The 19,685-nt window shown below is 63.2% G+C and carries 16 protein-coding genes; 10 read left to right on the forward strand and 6 right to left on the reverse strand.

The window, feature by feature from the left end; genetic code table 11:
- Positions 1-35: 35 nt before the first annotated feature.
- Together araA and N7568_RS16455 are read left to right on the forward strand one after the other, a co-directional pair.
- The gene (gene araA / locus N7568_RS16450) at positions 36-1,571 is read left to right on the forward strand and encodes an L-arabinose isomerase (protein ID WP_261610860.1); all 1,536 of its coding nucleotides are present in this window, start codon (positions 36-38) and stop codon (positions 1,569-1,571) included.
- Positions 1,568-2,479: an aldose 1-epimerase family protein gene (locus tag N7568_RS16455; RefSeq protein ID WP_261610861.1), complete on the forward strand. Its 912-nt coding sequence runs from the start codon at positions 1,568-1,570 to the stop codon at positions 2,477-2,479. Before araA ends, N7568_RS16455 begins: the two co-directional genes overlap by 4 nt.
- 109 nt (positions 2,480-2,588) lie before the next feature.
- On the opposite strand, the gene N7568_RS16460 is transcribed toward N7568_RS16455, so the two are convergent.
- Positions 2,589-3,599 carry a LacI family DNA-binding transcriptional regulator gene (locus N7568_RS16460; protein ID WP_261610862.1) on the reverse strand — a complete coding sequence of 337 codons (1,011 nt, stop codon included), beginning with the start codon at positions 3,597-3,599 and terminating at the stop codon, positions 2,589-2,591.
- A gap of 126 nt (positions 3,600-3,725) precedes the next feature.
- On the opposite strand from N7568_RS16460, the gene N7568_RS16465 reads away from it, so the two are divergent.
- The 6 genes from N7568_RS16465 to panD all read left to right on the forward strand — a co-directional run bounded on the left by N7568_RS16465 (position 3,726) and on the right by panD (position 10,924).
- Positions 3,726-4,133: an L-rhamnose mutarotase gene (locus N7568_RS16465; protein ID WP_261610863.1), complete on the forward strand. Its 408-nt coding sequence runs from the start codon at positions 3,726-3,728 to the stop codon at positions 4,131-4,133.
- Positions 4,130-5,296, forward strand: coding sequence for an L-rhamnose isomerase (rhaI, locus tag N7568_RS16470; protein ID WP_261610864.1), 1,167 nt, complete (start codon positions 4,130-4,132; stop codon positions 5,294-5,296). Before N7568_RS16465 ends, rhaI begins: the two co-directional genes overlap by 4 nt.
- 10 nt (positions 5,297-5,306) lie before the next feature.
- Entirely contained in the window at positions 5,307-7,349 is a 2,043-nt protein-coding gene (locus N7568_RS16475; protein WP_261610865.1) for a bifunctional aldolase/short-chain dehydrogenase, read from the forward strand.
- Positions 7,350-7,357: 8 nt separating this feature from the next.
- Positions 7,358-8,875 carry a rhamnulokinase gene (locus tag N7568_RS16480; protein ID WP_261610866.1) on the forward strand — a complete coding sequence of 506 codons (1,518 nt, stop codon included), beginning with the start codon at positions 7,358-7,360 and terminating at the stop codon, positions 8,873-8,875.
- A 174-nt stretch (positions 8,876-9,049) separates the two neighbouring features.
- Positions 9,050-10,399 carry a sensor domain-containing phosphodiesterase gene (locus tag N7568_RS16485; RefSeq protein WP_261610867.1) on the forward strand — a complete coding sequence of 450 codons (1,350 nt, stop codon included), beginning with the start codon at positions 9,050-9,052 and terminating at the stop codon, positions 10,397-10,399.
- A gap of 93 nt (positions 10,400-10,492) precedes the next feature.
- Positions 10,493-10,924: an aspartate 1-decarboxylase gene (gene panD, locus N7568_RS16490; RefSeq protein WP_189019999.1), complete on the forward strand. Its 432-nt coding sequence runs from the start codon at positions 10,493-10,495 to the stop codon at positions 10,922-10,924.
- Between the two features lie 67 nt (positions 10,925-10,991).
- On the opposite strand, the gene N7568_RS16495 is transcribed toward panD, so the two are convergent.
- Genes N7568_RS16495 through N7568_RS16510 form a run of 4 tightly spaced genes read right to left on the reverse strand, consistent with a single transcriptional unit; the run spans position 10,992 to position 14,999 of the window.
- A complete protein-coding gene (locus N7568_RS16495) occupies positions 10,992-12,323 on the reverse strand; it encodes a flavin monoamine oxidase family protein (protein WP_261610868.1) in 1,332 nt (443 codons plus the stop codon).
- 11 nt (positions 12,324-12,334) lie between these two features.
- On the reverse strand, positions 12,335-12,667 hold the full coding sequence (locus N7568_RS16500; protein WP_261610869.1) for a cupin domain-containing protein: 333 nt from the start codon (positions 12,665-12,667) through the stop codon (positions 12,335-12,337).
- Positions 12,668-12,706: 39 nt separating this feature from the next.
- A complete protein-coding gene (locus N7568_RS16505; RefSeq protein WP_261610870.1) occupies positions 12,707-13,510 on the reverse strand; it encodes a molybdenum cofactor biosynthesis F family protein in 804 nt (267 codons plus the stop codon).
- Positions 13,511-13,547: 37 nt separating this feature from the next.
- Positions 13,548-14,999, reverse strand: a complete 1,452-nt coding sequence (locus N7568_RS16510) for an APC family permease (protein ID WP_261610871.1) — start codon at positions 14,997-14,999, stop codon at positions 13,548-13,550.
- A gap of 197 nt (positions 15,000-15,196) precedes the next feature.
- Here N7568_RS16510 and N7568_RS16515 point away from each other — a divergent pair, with 197 nt between their 5' ends.
- A complete protein-coding gene (locus tag N7568_RS16515; protein ID WP_261610872.1) occupies positions 15,197-15,796 on the forward strand; it encodes a TetR/AcrR family transcriptional regulator in 600 nt (199 codons plus the stop codon).
- A gap of 207 nt (positions 15,797-16,003) precedes the next feature.
- Positions 16,004-16,930, forward strand: coding sequence for an AEC family transporter (locus N7568_RS16520; protein ID WP_261610873.1), 927 nt, complete (start codon positions 16,004-16,006; stop codon positions 16,928-16,930).
- 37 nt (positions 16,931-16,967) lie between these two features.
- Here N7568_RS16520 and N7568_RS16525 read toward each other — a convergent pair whose 3' ends face one another.
- Positions 16,968-19,604: a trehalase-like domain-containing protein gene (locus N7568_RS16525; protein ID WP_261610874.1), complete on the reverse strand. Its 2,637-nt coding sequence runs from the start codon at positions 19,602-19,604 to the stop codon at positions 16,968-16,970.
- Positions 19,605-19,685 lie beyond the last annotated feature (81 nt).

Consider the following 19,685-nt stretch of genomic DNA (forward strand, 5'->3'; position numbering starts at 1 on the left):
CTCGAAAAAACCAAGAGCACCCAGGAGCCACCACAATGCCCAGCGCCAACACCACATCCGCCAACAACACTTCCCTGGGTCAGTACGAGGTCTGGTTCCTCACCGGCAGCCAGCACCTTTATGGTGAGGATGTCCTCAAGCAGGTGGCAGCGCAGTCGCAGGAGATTGCCAACGCCCTGAACGCCAGCAGCGACGTCCCGGTCAAGCTCGTGTGGAAGCCGGTTCTCACTGATTCCGATGCCATCCGCCGCACCGCCCTGGAAGCCAACTCGAACGACTCCGTGATCGGCGTGACTGCATGGATGCACACGTTCAGCCCGGCCAAGATGTGGATCCAAGGCCTGGACGCGCTCCGCAAGCCGTTGCTGCACCTGCACACGCAGGCCAACCGGGACCTGCCGTGGGCTGACATCGATTTTGACTTCATGAACCTCAACCAGGCAGCTCACGGCGACCGGGAGTTCGGATACATCCAGTCGCGCCTCGGCGTGCCGCGGAAGACCGTCGTCGGGCATGTCAGCAATCCCGAGGTCGCCCGCCAAGTGGGTGCGTGGCAGCGCGCCTCGGCCGGCTGGGCCGCCGTCCGCACGTTGAAGCTGACCCGCTTCGGCGACAACATGCGCAACGTCGCCGTCACCGAAGGCGACAAGACCGAAGCCGAGCTTCGCTTCGGCGTCTCGGTAAACACCTGGTCCGTCAACGAGCTCGCCGAGGCTGTCCACGGGGCCGCAGAGTCCGACGTCGACGCCTTGGTTGCCGAGTACGAGCGCCTTTATGAGGTGGCTGACGAGCTGAAGGCCGGCGGTGCCCGCCACGAGTCGCTGCGGTACAGCGCCAAGATCGAACTGGGCCTCCGCAGCTTCCTGGAATCCAACGGTTCTGCAGCGTTCACCACGTCCTTCGAAGACCTGGGCGAGCTGCGCCAACTCCCCGGCATGGCTGTCCAGCGCCTGATGGCCGACGGTTACGGCTTCGGCGCCGAAGGTGACTGGAAGACAGCCATCCTGGTCCGCGCCGCCAAGGTCATGGGCGGAGACCTGCCTGGCGGCGCCTCACTCATGGAGGACTACACCTATCACCTGGAGCCGGGCTCGGAGAAGATCCTGGGTGCGCACATGCTGGAGGTCTGCCCGTCGTTGACCGCCAAGAAGCCGCGCGTGGAGATCCACCCGCTGGGCATCGGCGGCAAGGAAGACCCTGTCCGCATGGTGTTCGATACCGACGCCGGCCCCGGCATCGTCGTTGCCCTGTCCGATATGCGCGATCGGTTCCGCCTGGTCGCGAACGTGGTGGACGTCGTCGACCTTGACCAGCCACTCCCCAACCTTCCGGTGGCCCGCGCACTGTGGGAACCCAAGCCGAACTTCGCCACGTCGGCCGCCGCGTGGCTCACCGCCGGCGCCGCGCACCACACGGTATTGTCCACGCAGGTGGGCCTGGACGTGTTCGAGGACTTCGCCGAAATCGCCAAGACCGAACTCCTCACCATCGACGAAGGCACCACCATCAAACAGTTCAAGAAGGAACTCAACTGGAACGCCGCGTACTACAAACTGGCCGGCGGCCTGTGAGCGCTGAATACACGCTGAGCGCGGGCGGTTACACCGCTGTTGTCACCGCCCGCGCGGCAGCCCTTCGTGTCCTCCAGTTCGAGGGCCGCGACCTCGTGGTCCCATTCCCATCCGGCGGCCCCATCCCGGACTATCGCGGCATCATCGCCGCGCCGTGGCCCAACCGGATCGCGGACGGCAAGTACGCTTTCGATGGCAACAAACACCAGCTTCCAATCAACGAACCTGAGCGGGAAACAGCGCTGCACGGGCTCGCCTTCCCGCTCGACTGGACGCTGAAGGAGTCCGGCGCCGGGTCGCTCACCCTGACCTGCACCGTGGGTCCGACGGCGGGCTACCCCTTCGTCCTGGAGCTTGAGACACGGTTCACACTGGACGACGCCGGGCTTCACACCTCGGTCACGGCCCGGAATGCCGCCGACGTCGCCGCACCCTACGGCGTGTGCCCGCACCCTTACCTCGTGGCCGGTCCTTCACCCCTGAATGAGTGGGTCCTGGAGTTTACCGCCGATTCGTTCCTTGAGGTCACCCCGGACAGGCTCCTGCCTGTTGGCCTGATGCCTCTGGACGGCCACCCTTTCGACTTCCGCTCGGCACGGGCCATAGGCAGCACCGAGATCGACCACGCCTTCACAGGCATAACGTTCGACGGCGGTCTGGCGCGGTTGTCGCTGCGCGACACGGCGGGCAAGGGAGTCGGAGGGTCCGGCGTCGGGATGTCGTGGGACGAAAGCTGCCCATGGCTGCAGATCCACACGGCTGACAAGCCTGCACCGATCCCTGGCCGAATCGGCCTGGCCGTGGAGCCCATGACTGGCCCGCCGGATGCCTTCAACAGCGGAACGGACCTGATCCGGCTGGAACCGGGCGCCCGGCACACCGCGTCCTGGAGCATCTACGCCCTGTAGCGCGTTCCCGCCCAGTTAGCCGAGGCAACGGGGGGGCACAAGCCCGGCTTTCCGCGAAACTGCTCGCGGGAACCCGGGCTTTTCGGGGACTAACTGGGCAGGAGCGCAGCTAAGCGCCCGCAGTGCTTTGCCGGACGACCAGCTCGGGCGTGAACACCACGGCCCGGTGCTTGGTTCCGCCGCTGTCCTGTTCCTCTGCGAGGAGCTCTATCGCTGTGCGGCCCAGGGCCTCCGTGGGCTGCCGGATGGAAGACAGGGGAACTACTGCGGAGATGGCGAAATCGATGTCGTCATAGCCAATCAGGGCGATGTCCTCGGGAATCCGGACGGTCCGCAGCATGGTCAGCGACTGCATCACACCCAGCGCCAGGAGGTCGTTGGAGCAGAATACGGCCTCGGGCCGCTCAGCCGGGTCCCGCTCCACGAGCTTGTTGCCCACCTGTCGGCCAGCAAGGACGGTCTGCCCTGCGGAGTCGAGGACCTCAATGGTTGCCCCGTTCACCTCGGTCACAGCACGCTGCGCGCCCTTGAGTCGGCTGGCCACCTGACGGATGCTGGTGGTGCCAACAAAGGCCAAACGACGGCGGCCCGTGTCCAGCAGGTGCCGGGCGGCCAAATACCCGCCTTCCTGGTCATCCACGGACACTGAGCTGCAGCGCTCTGTATCAGCCAGTTCGTCTACCAACACAGTGGGAACGCCGCGTTCCCGGAGGGTGTCGATCCGCTCTGACACGTTGCCGACCGGTGAAATGAGCAGTCCCTGGACTCGCTGTTCCTGGAACAGATCCATGTAATGCGCTTCGCGCGAAGCATCCTGACCGCTGTCGCCTACCAGCACGACACTTCCCAGCGCCGTGGCAGCGTCCTCCGCGGCACGCGCCACTGAGGAGAAGAACGGGTTTCCAACGTCGAGCACAATCAGGCCGATGGTGCGGCTCTGGCCGGCGCGGAGTTGACGGGCGGCGTCGTTGCGGACGAAACCAAGTTCCGCGATGGATTTCAGAACGCGTTCCTTGGTCCTCTGCGAAACCCTGTCCGGATAATTCAGCACATTGGAAACAGTTCCCACTGCTACCTGGGCGTGGGTTGCAACGTCTTTGATGCTGGCTGTCTGGGACATGCTTTCCGTTCTCCGCTGGCTGACGTCAATGTGTTGGAAACGCCTTGACACCCTCCCGTTTACGAGGGTAATTTGAATCGTAACAAATGAAACGATTCAAAGACGAGTAACCCTGGAGATCCGCACATGAGGGTTTGTTTCCGCTCTTCAGTCCAGCCGGAACTGATGGCCGAGTACAAGCAGCGCCACGCCGCCGTATGGCCGGAGATGCTGTCCGCACTGAAGAACGCGGGGTGGAACAACTATTCCCTGTTCCTCGCTCCCGACGGCCAATTGATCGGCTACCTGGAATGCGAGGACTACGCAGCAGCGCAGGCACGGATGGCCCTGACGGAGGTCAATGCCCGCTGGCAGGCCGAGATGGCAACCCTGTTCGCCAACAGCGACCTCCCTCCGGACCAGGGGTTCGAGATCGTCGAAGAAGTTTTCAACCTCGAAGATCAACTCGCTGCCACAGCCAACGTCACGGACGCGGCAGCCTCCGCACAGATAGACAAAGACTCAGCCAACGTTTACCAAAAGGAACAAGCATGAACACCACAGAATCGGCCCTGGACCGTCTAGGGGAACTGGCCATTGAAGTGCCGTCCTGGGCCTACGGAAATTCCGGGACCCGGTTCAAGGTCTTCGGCACTCCGGGCACTCCGCGCACCGTCCAGGAAAAGATCGCAGACGCCGCCAAGGTCCATGAGCTCACTGGCTTGGCGCCCACCGTCGCACTGCACATTCCATGGGACAAGGTGGACGACTACTCCGCGCTTCGCGAGTACGCCGCCGGTTTGGGCGTTGGGTTGGGCACCATCAATTCCAACACGTTCCAGGATGACGAGTACAAGTTCGGCTCCCTGACCTCCTCCAACGAATCCGTACGCCGCCGCGCGATCGATCACCACCTGGAGTGCATCGAGGTCATGCACGCTACCGGGTCCAAGGACCTGAAGATCTGGCTGGCGGATGGCACCAACTACCCGGGCCAGGACGATATCCGCGGCCGTCAGGACCGCCTGGCCGAGTCCCTCCAGGAGATCTACGCGGGCCTCGGTGACCAGCAGCGCCTGGTCTTGGAATACAAGTTCTTCGAGCCGGCTTTCTATCACACCGATGTCCCGGACTGGGGCACCTCCTACGCGCAGACCCTGGCCCTCGGCGAGAAGGCCTTTGTCTGCCTGGACACCGGCCACCACGCACCGGGCACCAACATCGAGTTCATCGTCATGCAGCTCCTGCGCCTGGGCAAGCTGGGCTCGTTCGACTTCAACTCCCGTTTCTACGCCGATGATGACCTGATTGTTGGCGCGGCTGATCCGTTCCAGCTGTTCCGTATCATGCATGAGGTCATTCGCGGCGGTGGATTCGGCAAGGATTCCGGCGTCGCCCTGATGCTGGACCAGTGCCACAACCTGGAAGAGAAGATCCCGGGCCAGATCCGCTCGGTGCTGAACGTCCAGGAAATGACGGCCCGCGCCCTGCTCATCGACACTGCGGCGCTCTCCGAAGCCCAGCGTGCAGGGGATGTCCTGGCCGCCAACGGCATCTTCAACGATGCCTTCTACACCGATGTCCGCCCGGTCCTGGCCGAGTGGCGCGAAACCCGCGGCCTTCCCGCCGACCCGATGGCCGCCTACAAGGCCAGCGGCTACCAGAAGAAGATAAACGAGGACCGCGCAGGCGGCCAGCAAGCCGGATGGGGCGCATAAGGGCATGAACATGCAGAACACAGCCAAGACTGTTGAAGAACTGATTTCCCGGTCCAACCGCCTCGGCGCGGACAAGCGGAACACCAACTTCGCCGGCGGCAACACCTCCGCCAAGGGCACCGAGAAGGACCCCGTCACGGGCCAGGACGTTGAACTCCTCTGGGTCAAGGGCTCCGGCGGCGACCTCGGCACGCTGAAAGCTGAGAACCTTGCAGTCCTCCGGCTGGACCGGCTGCAGGCACTGAAGTCCGTTTACCCCGGCGTCGAGCGTGAAGACGAGATGGTGGCCGCTTTCGATTACTGCCTGCACGGCAAGGGCGGCGCGGCGCCGTCGATCGACACCGCCATGCACGGCCTGGTTGACGCTGCCCACGTTGACCACCTGCACCCGGACTCGGGCATCGCTATCGCCACGGCGGTGGACGGCGAGGCACTGACCTCCAAGGTCTTCGGCGACAAAGTTGTCTGGGTTCCGTGGCGTCGGCCCGGTTTCCAGCTCGGCCTGGACATCGCGGCGATCAAGGAAGCCAACCCGCAGGCCATCGGCACCATCCTGGGCGGCCACGGCATCACCGCCTGGGGCGCCACCAGCGAAGAGGCCGAGGCCAACTCGCTCTGGATCATCGACCAGGCAGAGAACTACATCAAGGACAACGGCAAGGCCGAGCCCTTCGGCGCCACGCTCCCCGGCTACAGCGCCCTCCCCGAAGCCGAGCGCAAAGCCAAGGCTGCTGCCCTCGCTCCCGTGATCCGCGGCCTGGCCTCCACCGACAAACCGCAGCTGGGGCACTTCAGCGATGACGCCGTCGTCCTTGAATTCCTCGCAGCGGAAGAGCACCCGCGTCTCGGCGCACTGGGCACGTCCTGCCCGGACCACTTCCTCCGCACCAAGGTCAAACCGCTGGTGCTGGACCTCCCGGCGGACGCCTCGATCGAAGACTCCGTGGCCCGGTTGAAGGAACTGCACGTCGCCTACCGCGAGGACTACCAGGCGTACTACGACCGCCATGCAGACGAGAACAGCCCGGCCCTGCGCGGCGCGGACCCTGCCATCGTGCTGATCCCCGGCGTGGGCATGTTCTCCTTCGGCAAGGACAAGCAGACCGCACGCGTGGCCGGCGAGTTCTACCTCAACGCCATCAACGTGATGCGCGGCGCCGAGGCCATCTCCACCTACGCCCCCATCGAGGAATCCGAGAAATTCCGCATCGAGTACTGGGCGCTGGAAGAGGCCAAGCTCGCCCGCATGCCCAAGCCCAAGTCCCACGCCACGCGCGTCGCACTGGTGACCGGTGCGGCGTCGGGCATTGGCAAGGCGATCGCCACCCGTTTGGCGTCCGACGGCGCGTGCGTCGTCATTGCCGACCTGAACCTTGAGAACGCGCAGAAGGTCGCCGAGGAACTGGGCGGTTCCGACGTCGCCATCGGCGTGCAGGCGGACGTGACCGACGAAGCGCAGATCGCCGCCGCGATCCAAGAAGCCGTGCTCGCGTTCGGTGGCCTGGACCTGGTGGTCAACAACGCCGGCCTGTCCATCTCCAAACCGCTGCTGGAAACCACGGAGAAGGACTGGGACCTCCAGCACAACGTCATGGCCAAGGGCTCGTTCCTGGTGTCCAAGGCCGCAGCCAAGGTCATGATCGACCAGGGCCTGGGTGGAGACATCATCTACATCTCCTCCAAGAACTCGGTCTTCGCCGGCCCGAACAACATCGCGTACTCGGCCACCAAGGCAGACCAAGCCCACCAGGTCCGCCTGCTCGCCGCTGAACTGGGCGAGTACGGTGTCCGCGTCAACGGCATCAACCCCGACGGTGTGGTCCGCGGCTCCGGCATCTTCGCCGGCGGCTGGGGCGCCAAGCGTGCCGCGGTGTACGGCGTGGACGAGCAGGAGCTGGGCAAGTACTACGCCCAGCGCACGCTCCTCAAGCGCGAAGTCCTCCCGGAACATGTGGCCAACGCCGCATCCGTGCTCACCAGCAACGAACTGTCGCACACCACCGGCCTTCACATCCCCGTGGACGCCGGCGTCGCGGCCGCCTTCCTCCGCTAGGGCTGACAGTGAACAACGGAACCACCACGAGCACCGCCCCGGCACACGCCGGGGCGGTGTCCTCTCCGCAGACAAACCAGGTTTTCGCCGCCATCGACATCGGGGCCTCCTCCGGCCGCGTCATGCTGGGCCGCGTCTCCTCGGTATCCGGGGTTTCCCTCGAGACCATCCACCGCTTCCCCAACGGGGTTTTAGAGCTCGACGGCGGCCTCCGCTGGGATTTCGATGCCCTGTTCGCTGAGGTGCTCAAGGGCCTGACGGCTGCCGCTGCGGTGGCAGCCAGCAACGGCGAGCGCATCGTCAGCATCGGCATCGACACCTGGGCAGTGGACTACGGATTGGTGAACGACGCCGGCGACCTCACCTCGGTTCCGTTCAGCTACCGGGACGAGCGCAGCCGCGCGACGGTGCAGCGGGTGCATGCAGCAATTCCCCCGGAGGAGTTGTATGCCACCACAGGCTTGCAGTTCCTGCAGTTCAACACTCTGTACCAGCTCGCCGCAGAGCCAAACCTTGACGGTGTGCAGGCTCTCCTGATCCCGGACCTCATCGCGTTCCTGCTGACCGGTGAGCGCCGGACCGAGACCACCAACGCTTCCACCACCGGACTGTTTGACGCTGTTGCGGGCCAGTGGGCCACCGATTTCCTGGATGCCCTGCGGTTGCCCCGGGACATCTTCCCGCCGCTCATCCAGCCAGGTGAGACCGTGGGCACCCTGTTGCCCGGGATCCTTGAGCAGACAGGCCTCGCCGCAGATACCACCGTGGTTGCCGTGGGTTCGCACGACACCGCCTCGGCTGTGGCAGCGGTCCCCGCTGAAGACCAGGATTTCGCGTATATCTCCTCAGGGACTTGGTCGCTTGTAGGCGTGGAGCTGGACAAACCCGTCCTCACCGAAGCCAGCCGCAAGGCCAACTTCACCAACGAACGCGGCGTGGACGGCACCATCCGGTACCTCCGCAACGTCGGTGGCTTGTGGCTCCTCAGCGAATGCCAACGTGCATGGGCTGCTGAAGGCTATATGCAGGCGCTCCCCGCCCTGCTCGACTCGGCGGCGGCACTTCCTGCCGGCGGACCTCAGATCAACGCCGACGACCCCAGCTTCACGGCACCGGACAACATGCCGGACCGGATCCGCTCAGCCGTGCGCAACACTGGCGCGGTGCTCCCTGACCGGCCCGCCGCCGTCGTGCGTTGCATCATGGACAGCCTCGCGGCCGGTTACGCCCGCACGTTGGCCGACGCCGAGCGGCTCACGGGGCGAAGCACCAGCGTTGTGCACATTGTTGGCGGTGGTTCGCAGAACCGGCTCCTGTGCCAGCTCACCGCCGATGCCACTGGCAAACCCGTGATCGCGGGACCCGTTGAGGCGACAGCCCTGGGCAATGTCCTGGTCCAGGCACGGGCTGCTGGGTTGGTGGCCGGAGGGCTGGCCGAGCTGCGTGAACTCGTGGCCGCAGGAACGGATCTGGTGCAGTACCGGAGCTCCAAGGAACTGGTCGCGCAGGAGACCGGCACGTCCTAGAGAACAGGAGTCTGGTGGAAGTAGGCTGAGGAATCATGGTCTGATGCTGACAATCCGGGATGGCCAGACGAAGGGGGACAGATTCGTTGCAGGGGAGAACAAAGCGTAAAGGTGGCCGGCACGGCACATTCCAACCAAGCGCCTCTGGGCCGGCATAACTCCGGGCGCCTGATCTTGTTCAGGAAAGTGCCGGTATGGGCGTGGTTGGCTGCCGCCGCCCTGGTCAACGTGCTCCTGGTATTGATGGTCCGCGTCCCGTCGTGGTCCAACCGCGAACCGAGCAGGCAGTCACTTCCGCAACTGTGGCTGCTTGACCCGCTGATAGTCATGTCGGCCGTAGTATTTCTGTTCTTGCTCGTTCGTGCGGTGACGAAGAAGCTGCCGAAGAAGAGGTCCAGCGAACCATCTCGAAACGCGTCCGAACCGGGCTCGCGGACCATGATGGTGACCAGCAAAGAGTGGCTCTGGGCAGTGGACACAGCGGGCATCATCACCCACTCGAGTCCAATGTGCCAACAACTGACTGGATATACCCCGGAAGAACTCACGGGAAGCCCCATCAGCCTCGTCCTGGATCCTCGGGACCTTGCCTCGGTGTGGCGTCCCGACGCCGATAACGGTGCCGAATCCTACTTCGACGGCGTGACGTTGGCTTGCAGGCACCGGGACGGCACCCTGGTTGTCATGGACGTCAGCGGGCACACGGTCTATGACGCTTCGGGCTTGGCGATCGGATTCGAAGGCATGGCCCGTCCGAGCACCGCAACCGGCGACACAGCTCTGGACGCTGAACGCTCCCTTGTCCTGGGGGTCATATCCTCGCAGGCACTTGTCACCGCTTTTCAACCACTTCTGTGCATCCGGACCGGACGGACCTTGGGGGTCGAGGCACTATCCCGTTTTCCCGGTGCGGCCACGACGTCCCCAGAAGCCTGGTTCACCAGAGCTGAAACCGTGGGGCTGGGAATAGAACTGGAACTGTTGGCCCTGAGAACAGCTCTTCAGACCGCCACCAAATTGCCCGGCGAGTTCAGCATGGCCGTTAATTTGTCTCCCAGCGCCTGCCTCGACCAGCGGATCCAGGACGCACTCGCTGGCGCAGCGATCAACCCGAACAGGCTCAGTTTGGAGCTCACTGAGCGGCAGGAAGTGCTCGACTACGAGCAACTGGCCGCAGCCGTGGCACCACTGCGCGCCAAGGGTGTCCACCTGGTGGTCGATGATGCAGGCGCTGGGTTTGCCTCCATGAGGCACATCATGAAGCTCGACCCGGAAGTGATCAAGGTGGACCGCAGCATCATCAAAGGGATTGATCTCCAAGCATCCAACCGTGCCCTCGCTGCTTCCATGGTCAGCTTTGCCACGGAGATCGGCGCATCGGTGACAGCCGAAGGCGTGGAGACAGCGGCGGAGCTTCAGGTCATTACGGAATTGGGCATGTCGGCGGCTCAGGGCTACTTCCTGGGCAAACCCTCCACGCAACCGACGGATTGGATCAAATGGGCGGGGCTGCCTCGAAGCTGACTCCGCCAAGGCGAGCGACGCCCCGCAGACGTCTCGCGAACGTCTGGTACGTCACAGCGCCGGGTAGAGGTGCCGCGCTAAACTGATCGCACTATGATCCGCACAATGTTCAAGTCCAAGATCCACCGCGCAACGGTGACCCATGCCGATCTCCACTACGTCGGTTCGGTCACTGTCGACCTGGACCTCCTGGACGCGGCCGATATCCTCCCCGGCGAACTCGTCTCCATTGTGGACGTCACCAACGGCGCCCGGCTGGAGACATACACCATTGCCGGCGAGCGCGGTTCGGGCGTGATCGGGATCAACGGCGCGGCCGCCCACATGGTCCACGTTGGCGACACCGTCATCCTGATCACCTACGCGGAGATGACCACGGAAGAAGCCCGGGCCTACGAGCCCAAGGTGGTCCATGTAGGCACGGACAACAAGATCCTGCAGCTCGGCAACGACCCCGCCGAAGGCCACACCCCCGGGCTGATGCGCCCGCCGCACGCGCTCAGCAACGCAGCGCACCTCAGCTAAGTCTCCACAACAACGCTCGACGTCGGCACTCACTTGAGTGCCGACGTCGAGCGCGTTGTGGGCTGCTTTAGCCCACGACGACAGGAGCCTGGGCGGGTGAACTTGCGTCATTTCCGAGTGCGGATGCTGCTTGGCGGGCAGCGTCGAGTCCGCTCTCGATTGCACCATCGATGAACCCTCCCCAGCCGTTGGCGAAGTCGGATCCCGCGAGGCGGATTCTTCCTTCCGGCCGTTGGAGTTCCGCCAGATACCGGGTGAGGTAGCCGGTGTAGTGCATGGGCCAGGTGGACCGTGCATGTTCATCGGCAACCCAGTCATGTCCTCCAATATCGAGCACTTTCAGCCCCGGGACTACTGCGTCCAGGTGTCGTTGTGCCGCGGCAACGTCGGCTACATCCACGGCCCCGGCGTCGGGACCAAAGCAGACAAGGGTGGTGGTGTCATCATCGATGTACTCAGCTTGGACGAAGTTCAGGGCCGCCGTCTCGGGCCCAAACGCGACAAACCTCTCCTGACGGCCTTCCACCTTGACCCACAATTTTGCACCGCGGCCTGCCTGTCCCCTTGCTGCCGCCTCCCGTTTACCGGGCGAGAACGCTGGTTGGATATCGATGTCGTTCAGCACGCTGAGCGGGAGCGCGAGAATGACCTGACGGGCTTTGTAGTGTTTGCCCGCTTTGGTTGTCACGAGGACTCCCTCGTCATCCTGATCGATGGACGCGACCACCTGGTTCAGCCGTAGCTCTGCCGTTGAGTCCGCAAGGATCGCCTCGGCAAGGCGGCGGGTGCCGCCGTCGATCTTGAAGCTGGCGCACGCCTCAAACATCAGCTGCCAGTCACCACTGGCCACGGCGCACCAGCGCAACGCCTGGGTATAGGCCGCCTGGCCCAACCTGCCGTTGAAATTCAAGGTCCAGAAAGATCTCAGAAGCTGACGCAGGTCCTCAGGGAGGTCCAACCGGTCGATTGCTTCCGAAAGTGTGAGCTCGTCGATGTCTGCCACCTCGGGGTTATCCAAGGGTGACCACGGAAGAGGGAAATAGCGCCGGGCAGCAGCCAGGAGCGTGCGGTTCGGGCCATCCAGCAATTCCAGCAAGGTGTCTGCGGTGCCTTCATGTCGCCGGCCGCCCACCGTCCAGAGAGCTTTGGTGAACTCCGGTCCGGCAAGGGCCTTGATCCCGTAGCGCCCCATTTCCGCCCAGACATACGGCTGAGCCCAGTGCACCCAGGTGCCGCCGAGTTCCAGTTCCCGGCCAAGGCGTTCCGCCAGGTGGGTCCGCCCGGCGATGCGGTCCTTGGCCTCCAGCAGGATGGTGGTGTGTCCGCTGCGGGACAATTCCCTTGCTGCTGTGAGGCCGGCAAAGCCTGCACCGATAACGATGACGTCGGAGGTTTCCACTTGCCCGATCCTCAGCTGTAAACGAAGAATTCGACGGTCGGTTCCAGGACACTCCAGCGGGTCATTGCCCCCCTGGACAGGGAAGCCATGGAACCTTCCCTCAGCTCGAGGGTGCTCCCGCCCTTGACCTCAATGCGGAGGTATCCGGAGATGATGTAAATGGTTTCATCATGGTCAATCGGCAGGTCGAACGGTTCCGGCGCCTCCTCAGGGGTGACTTTCCAGATACCGCCACTGAGTGACTCATTTCCGTTGTCGCCGGGGCGTCGAAGCCATTGGACCGTGCCGAGCGCAAAGGGTTCAAACGCTGCGTGGTCAATATGGGCATGAAAGACATGGGACATGGTGTTGCTCCTCTGGTGGTGGATTCGCGGAGGTGGACCTCAGTGCTTGTGAGTGTCCTGTGGGTAGCTCGTGGTGTTCAGGACGCTGAGCCTGGAGTTGAACGGCAAGGTGACCGGTTCCGCGGCGGGATTGTCCCAGCCGAACATCCGCCCGATGGAGCGCTGCTCGCGCAGGTCGATCAGGAGAACGGCTTCAACGGTCATCACCTGTTCGGTCCAGAAGAAGATGTACAGGTCCTCCGCGACGGCCCAGGTCATGCAACGGTCGGTATCAGCGAGTCCCGCTTCCCCTCCCCGGACGCAGTGCCACGTGAAGGTCCCTTGGTTCAGGTAGATGTGCTCGTAGGATTCGATGTCGCTGTAGCGGTAGAAGATGCGCTTGCCCACGAGGTCCGAGGACCGTTGGTGGACGGTCGGCTGGCCGCTGGCGTTGGCAAGCGTGAAGTCGGTAATTCCCCGGACCTTGCCATCCGAGGCGACAAACCTGGAGACGGCGGTGGTGACGGCACCTGTGGTGTGATCGAAGATGATGGTGACGTTTTCGGCGTCGGCGTCTTTGCCGCCGTCGTGTCCCCGGACGAAATCAATAATGAAGATTCCGGGGCGGGCTTCAATCGCCTTGTAGGCAGCCGTCCCGCTGGCAGTGCCTTCGTTCCACGTGAGCGTTGACGGTGTGAGGAACTTGTACTCGATGGGGGTGCCGTCAGCTGCCTGAAGGAAAATGGTTGTGGCGGCGAGGGCAGGAGACGCAGGCAGGGTCTGATCCCCGAAGCCGTCCAGCATGGTGGAGACCGGGGGCCATTCTTCCTCAGGTACGTAATCCTGGAGTTCAGTGGAGGTCATGAGTCTGGTCCTTTTGTTGAATGAGACAGTTCCGGGTTCAGACAATTTCGGCGGCGTAGTTGATTGCGGGCTTTTGTGTTCCCCGCATCAGGCCGGCCACAAAGATGAGCGGGATGCCGAGGAGGAGCCAGCGGGCTACCCCTCCTGCGCCTCCGAGCAGGACGTCGTAGTTGTCCAAGGTCAGGTAGCCCACCACGGCAAATGCCAGGAAGGAAAGTGCCGGAGCAACCACCGTGACCCAGAGGTTGTCCCTGGTCCCGCTTCTGGCGAAGTACAGCAGGATTGCGGCGGACGTCAGCAGCAGGATGGAGATGAAACCTGCCGTTCCCAACGCCACGAACCAAGCAAAAACGGTGGCGATCGGGTCAGCACCGGCCAGGAGAAACGCACTGATGATGGCCACGACAACCAGCGAATTGATCAGGCCCGCGAACGACGGTGCCCCCGCAGAGGACACGGACGACAACTTGGCTGGGAGCGCGCCGGCCCGTCCCAAAGCGAACAGGTACCGGGAAAACATGTTGGACAGGCCCAGGAGCATTGCAACGAAGCTTGTAACCACTAAGACCTGCATGGCGACGCTCAACCAGGCTCCCGCACTGGCTTCCGCGAGCTCGAAGATCATCCCGGAGGGATTCTCGGTAGCAACGGCCTGAATCCCATCGATGCCCACAGCACCGCTGATGGCCCACGTGGACAGCATGTAAAAGAGGCCGATGAAGGCGATGACAAGGTAGGCGGCCCGCGGGATGGTGCGCCGTGGATTCCTGGCTTCTTCCGCGAACACAACCGTGGCTTCGAAGCTGGTGAAGCAGGCAAAGGCGAACAGCAGTGAGATCCCCAGACCGGGCCCAAAAATGTTCTCGCCAGTGAACCCTGCAAACGTGAAGATCCCCAGCCCCTTCTGGACAATGAGGGAGACCACCAGCGCTGCAACCACCAGCGTTTCGCCGAGAATAAGCACTCCCAACACCTTCAAGCTGGCGTCCACGCCTTTCATGGTCAGGAACGTGGTCAGCGCCAGTACTGCGACGATCCAAAAATAGACCGGCAACCCAACCCCCGTAAGACTCTCCACTAGCTGCTGGGCGAAGACACCAAACTGGGACCACAACCCCACCTGAAGGCTGAGATAGGTCAGGATGGCTATTCCGGCGCCTCCCGTGGCCCACTTGTTGCCCAAGCCCTTGGCGATGTAGGCAACGAATCCGCCTGCGTTGGTGATGTGCTGGCTCATTCTCAGATATCCCACTGAGAAGAGGGCTACCAAAAGGGCCGCAATCACGTAGATCACCGGAGTTCCGGGCCCGCTCGCGGAGAAGATGACGGGACTGGCTCCAACAACAGCGGCCATGGGGGCCGCGGCGGCAATAGCGAAGAAGGCAATGGCAATGACGCCAAGCTTGTTCGCCCGGAGCCGCACGGTACCCGCCGGGGAACCGGCATTTTTAGGACCGGCCGGGGCCGAGGTTTGACTGAACTCGTTCATGAGGCTGTTCTTTCCGGAATGCACTGGCGCCATCGCCACTGCGGAGGGATAGGGAGCCCTGCGGCCGCGGGACGCGGGCTGGACTGAAGCTGCTCTTAGGTGGCGGGTGATCCGGGCCACATTCAAACTATACGTTTGTATAGTTTCGCGTGTCAATGGGTTCCTTCCAGGCATTCCAACGCCGCTAAACTCGCAGTATGAGCCAGGACGCACGCAAGTTGCCCTACGGAGACGGTCGGGACGCCCTTCTGGCTGCCGTGCTGGATGTCGTGGCAGAGAAGGGCCTGCGTGGAGCGACCTACAGATCAGTTGCCACCCGCGCCGGCGTCAATCACGCACTGGTCACCCACCACTTCGGCTCCATGGAAGGACTCCTGGCCGCCACCATGGAATGGTCCGTCCAGCGCTCCATTGAGGAAACCGGGCTGTCGGGGATCGCGGACTTCGACGGGAACTTCGCCGATACACTCATCGCCACCGTCTCCGCAGAACCGGAACTTCAGCTGTTTCAGTTCGAAATGATCCTCGAATCCAGGCGTAATCCGCAGATCCGCGTGATGGTGGAACGCCTTTACGCGAACTACGTCAGCACAGTGGAGGAGGCCCTGACGCGCCGCGGACTGGACACGCGCAACGAAGCCTCGCTTGCCATCTTCGCCGCCCTCGACGGCCTTATGCTTCAATTCCTCACCATCAGCGACCCCCACCGGATCAGGTCCGCCGTCATTCAGGTAGGGCATATGATCTCCGCGCTGGAGACGGCGAACGGAACAACCAAAAAGCCAGCCACGAAATAAGGTCCGACGCCGGCACTCGCCGCCGGTGCCGACGTCGAGCGTGTTTTTTGTACAGCTAATGCCGCTAAGACGGCCCTATAAGGTCATTAGCTGTACAAAAACTCCAGTGTCCGCATGCCGGAACCCTGGCAAGAAAACGCTTACTCGCTGGGCGGCGTTGGCTAGGCTGGTGTTCGTGATCCAACGATTCCCCTTCGGCGCAGCCTCGTGATTGGCGTTCTGTCCGGGTTCTTCGTTGTCTGGGCCATCATCCTGGTGGGTATGTTCGTTGGCCGTCGCGGCATCCTGGGTGAGAACGCCCGCTCAGTCTTGAGTTCTCTGACATTCTTCGTGGCGAGCCCGGCTCTCCTCTTCGAAACCCTCAGCAAGGCCAAGCTGCACGACGTGTTTGCCGCCCCGCTCCTGGTCACCGCCGTGGGCGCCGTCCTCACCGGTTTATTGTTCTTCCTGATCGTGAAATTCTGGCTCAAACGCAGCATGCCGGAATCATTGATGTCCTCCATGAGCTCGTCCCTGGCCAACTCCGCAAACCTCGGCATCCCTATTGCCGTGTTTGTCCTGGGCGATGCGAGCTACGTGGCGCCGTTGCTGATCTTCCAGTTGGCGTTCTTCACGCCGATGTACTTGATGGCCCTCGACGCCAGCACCAGTTCGCACCGCACCACTCCCCTGCGCTTCCTCCTGATGATCGTGAAGAACCCCATGATCGTGGGCTCGGCGCTCGGCCTGCTGGTGGCCGCGACCGGATTCCAAGTACCGACGCTGATCCTGGAGCCCATCCACCTGATCGGCGGAGCGGCGATCCCGGCCATGCTGATGGCTTTCGGCATGAGCCTCAACGGATCCAAACCGCTGCAAAAATCCGCTGGCCGCAGGTTGGACACTTTGCTGGCCAGCGGCTTCAAGCTCATCGTGCACCCGCTGATCGCGTACCTGTTCGCCCGGTTTGCCTTGGGCATGGACGGGCACGCTTTGTTCGCCGTAGTGGTCACCTCGGCACTGCCCACAGCCCAGAACGTGTTCGTCGCTGCCAACCGTTACCAAGCGGGAATCACAGTTGCCAAGGACACCGTGCTCATCACCACCATTGTTGCCGTGCCGGCCATGATCGCGGTGGCGTTGCTGCTCGCATAGCGCTGGGTCACCCAAGTAGGTCGCAGATCAGGTCGGGTTACTCCACGTCCGCGCTGGCCAGATAGTGGTCCAGGAGCTGCGCGCAGCGAATGAAGCCCAGGTGTGAGTAAGCCTGGGGATGGTTGCCCAAATGCGTTTCCGTGCCGGGATCGTACTCTTCGGGCAGAAGTCCCGTGGGGCCAAACAACGCCACCAGCTGGTTGAACAACTCCAGCGCATCATCCAGGCGACCAACTGCAAGATACGCCTCGATCAGCCAGGTAGTACAAATGTGGAAGCCGCCCTCCAAACCCGGCAGGCCGTCGTCGTACCTGTAGCGGAAGACCGTAGGCCCAACCCGCAGTTCCCGCTCGACGGCCGTCACGGTGTCCAGGAACCGCTGGTCCCGGACATCCAACAGGCCGGACAAACCGATGTGCAGGACTGCTGCGTCGAGGTCCGGGCTGTCGTACGCCACGGTGTAGGACGCGGCGGATGAATCCCAGCCTTCGCGCAGGACTTCCTCGCGGATGGTGTCCGCGGTGGGCGCCCAATCGGAATGAGCGCCCCGGCCGTGCAAAGCAGCGGCACGGAGCGCCCGGTCAAGCGTTACCCAGCACATGACCTTGGTGTACACATGATGCCGGGGCGGCCGGCGGGCTTCCCAGATCCCGTGGTCGGGCTCATGCCAGCGGGCCAGCACCGCGTGCGCCATCTGCTCTATAAGAAACCAGTGCTCATCCGGCAGGAACCCGCGTCGCTCGGCAAGATCGTGGATCAGCTCGGCGATGGGCCCGAACACGTCCAATTGCACTTGGTGGTCGGCGGCGTTGCCGATCCGCACGGGCCGCGATCCCGCATAACCGGGCAGACTCTCCACAATGGCTTCCGTGGACAGCGGCGCTCCTGTCACCGAATACAGCGGGTGCAGCCATTCCGGCCCCGGAGCGTTCTCCAGTATGCGGCCCAGCCAACCCAGGAAACCGATGGCCTCCTCCGTAGAACCCAAGGAGACCAAGGTATTCACGGTCATGGACCCATCACGCAACCAGCAATACCGATAATCCCAGTTCCGGGTTCCACCGATGCCTTCCGGCAGGGAGGTTGTCGGAGCGGCGAGGACGGCACCGGTGGGTTCGTGGACGAGCGATTTCAGCACCAGCGCCGAGCGCCGCACCAGCGAAGTTTTGATGCCGGGCAACTGCAGGGCTTTGACCCACTCGCGCGCAACCTGCCCGACGGCGGCACGCCGGTGCGGTTCGCCCGCGGGGTCTGCGGGTGGCGGCTCGGTGTCACCGCAGCGCAGGTTCAGCACCACAGGCCCGTGATTCAGGTCAACTTCGGCTGTAGCTGTCGCGAACTTGCCGTCGCTCGTAATGAGGAAGGTGACACCGGGCGCTGACAGGATAATGGGGTCCGAGGTGCCACTGATGTGCACTTCTTCCCCGCGGATCTCCATGTTGAACGGCGCGTTGGCGTAGTCAGGGCGAGGGGCGAACACAACGCGAGCCGTGCCCGTCCCCGAAAGAACGCGTACCAAACTGGTGATGCCCTCGGCTGCGGGTTCCAGGTAATCCGTCACGGTAACGTCAGCCCACCGGGTCTCCACGATCATGGTGTTATCCACATATCGTTGTGCCAGCACCGGCGACGGCTTGACCGGTTCAATGCTGAAGTGGCCGGCAGGATCACCGCCGAGGATGTGGGCAAACAGCGAGCCGGAGTCCGGCAATGGGTGGCTCATCCAACAGACCTTGGCATCCGGAGTGAGCAGGGCCGTGGAGCTTCCGTTCCCGATCATCGAGTGTCGTTCCAGGCCCACCGCGTCTTCGCCAAACAGCCAGGCCCGCCGCAGCTCGAACAACAAAGCCAGCACGTGGGCGAAGGCTTCCGGGTCCGGTAAGGTGTGCGGCGCCGTCGTGCTTCCTGACCCAACGTGCAGGCCAAGGTCCGGTCCTCTCAAGGTGGCCAGTGCTTTTTCGTCGCTTTCGGCGTCGCCCGCGTATAGTGCCGCGCTGACTCCCAGCCGGGCGCGGAGCTGCTCCAAGGCTTGGCCCTTGGCTGGCTCCTCCACTGTCAGGTCCAGGACCGTTCCGTCGATGATGAAGTAGAGCCCGAACTCGATGGCGATCTTCTGCGCGGCGTAAACCACCCGGTCCACAACTTCGGGCGTGGCCGGCCGGGTATGGACAGCAACGCCCACGGGCTTTCGGACAACACTGATGCCCTTCTCGAATCCCACAGCTTCCGTGAGGGCCGTAGCCACCTGTTGGAGCAGCTGTTCGGTGGCGAGGGAGAGCGTGTAGGCGTAACCCATGTCGAACTCCACGCCGTGGGAGCCCACCAAATGAACCTCGGCAGGCAGCCGCGATACAGCTGCCAGATCACGCAGTGACCTGCCGGAAATGATGGCAGCGTGTGTGTTGGGCAGGGCCGCAAGAGCACGGAGAGCCACGGCCGCACTGTCCAATGGCAGGGTCTCGGTAGATACACCTTCGGCCGAGCAGAGGGTGCCGCCGTAATTGCAGGCCACCAGCAGGCCGGGAACCCTGGCCAAAACCTTGAGCTCCGCGAACAGCTCAGGTGTGATGCCGTTTTGCGCGTCGGATTGGAGAGCAGTCCGCAACAGGCCAAGCGGGAGCGATTTCATCAGCAGCGCGGAATCGGCAACTGATTGATTCAAGTGCGTAGGCATGGCGAATCCTTCCGGGACGGATAACTACAGTCTCCGCCCGCACGGTTTCGCTTGACTACCTAGTAGATTGCAAACGCGTAA

The organism is Paenarthrobacter aurescens, from assembly GCF_025421775.1.
Lineage (GTDB): Bacteria > Actinomycetota > Actinomycetes > Actinomycetales > Micrococcaceae > Arthrobacter > Arthrobacter aurescens_B.

What these genes read in the sequence shown, in the direction of transcription:
- N7568_RS16505 (WP_261610870.1), bottom strand. Translation starts at nt 13,510, where the DNA reads ATGACCTCCACTGAACTCCAGGATTACGTACCTGAGGAAGAATGGCCC.
- araA (WP_261610860.1), top strand. Translation starts at nt 36, where the DNA reads ATGCCCAGCGCCAACACCACATCCGCCAACAACACTTCCCTGGGTCAG.
- N7568_RS16460 (WP_261610862.1), bottom strand. Translation starts at nt 3,599, where the DNA reads ATGTCCCAGACAGCCAGCATCAAAGACGTTGCAACCCACGCCCAGGTA.
- N7568_RS16515 (WP_261610872.1), top strand. Translation starts at nt 15,197, where the DNA reads ATGAGCCAGGACGCACGCAAGTTGCCCTACGGAGACGGTCGGGACGCC.
- N7568_RS16465 (WP_261610863.1), top strand. Translation starts at nt 3,726, where the DNA reads ATGAGGGTTTGTTTCCGCTCTTCAGTCCAGCCGGAACTGATGGCCGAG.
- panD (WP_189019999.1), top strand. Translation starts at nt 10,493, where the DNA reads ATGATCCGCACAATGTTCAAGTCCAAGATCCACCGCGCAACGGTGACC.
- N7568_RS16500 (WP_261610869.1), bottom strand. Translation starts at nt 12,667, where the DNA reads ATGTCCCATGTCTTTCATGCCCATATTGACCACGCAGCGTTTGAACCC.
- rhaI (WP_261610864.1), top strand. Translation starts at nt 4,130, where the DNA reads ATGAACACCACAGAATCGGCCCTGGACCGTCTAGGGGAACTGGCCATT.
- N7568_RS16525 (WP_261610874.1), bottom strand. Translation starts at nt 19,604, where the DNA reads ATGCCTACGCACTTGAATCAATCAGTTGCCGATTCCGCGCTGCTGATG.
- N7568_RS16475 (WP_261610865.1), top strand. Translation starts at nt 5,307, where the DNA reads ATGCAGAACACAGCCAAGACTGTTGAAGAACTGATTTCCCGGTCCAAC.
- N7568_RS16510 (WP_261610871.1), bottom strand. Translation starts at nt 14,999, where the DNA reads ATGAACGAGTTCAGTCAAACCTCGGCCCCGGCCGGTCCTAAAAATGCC.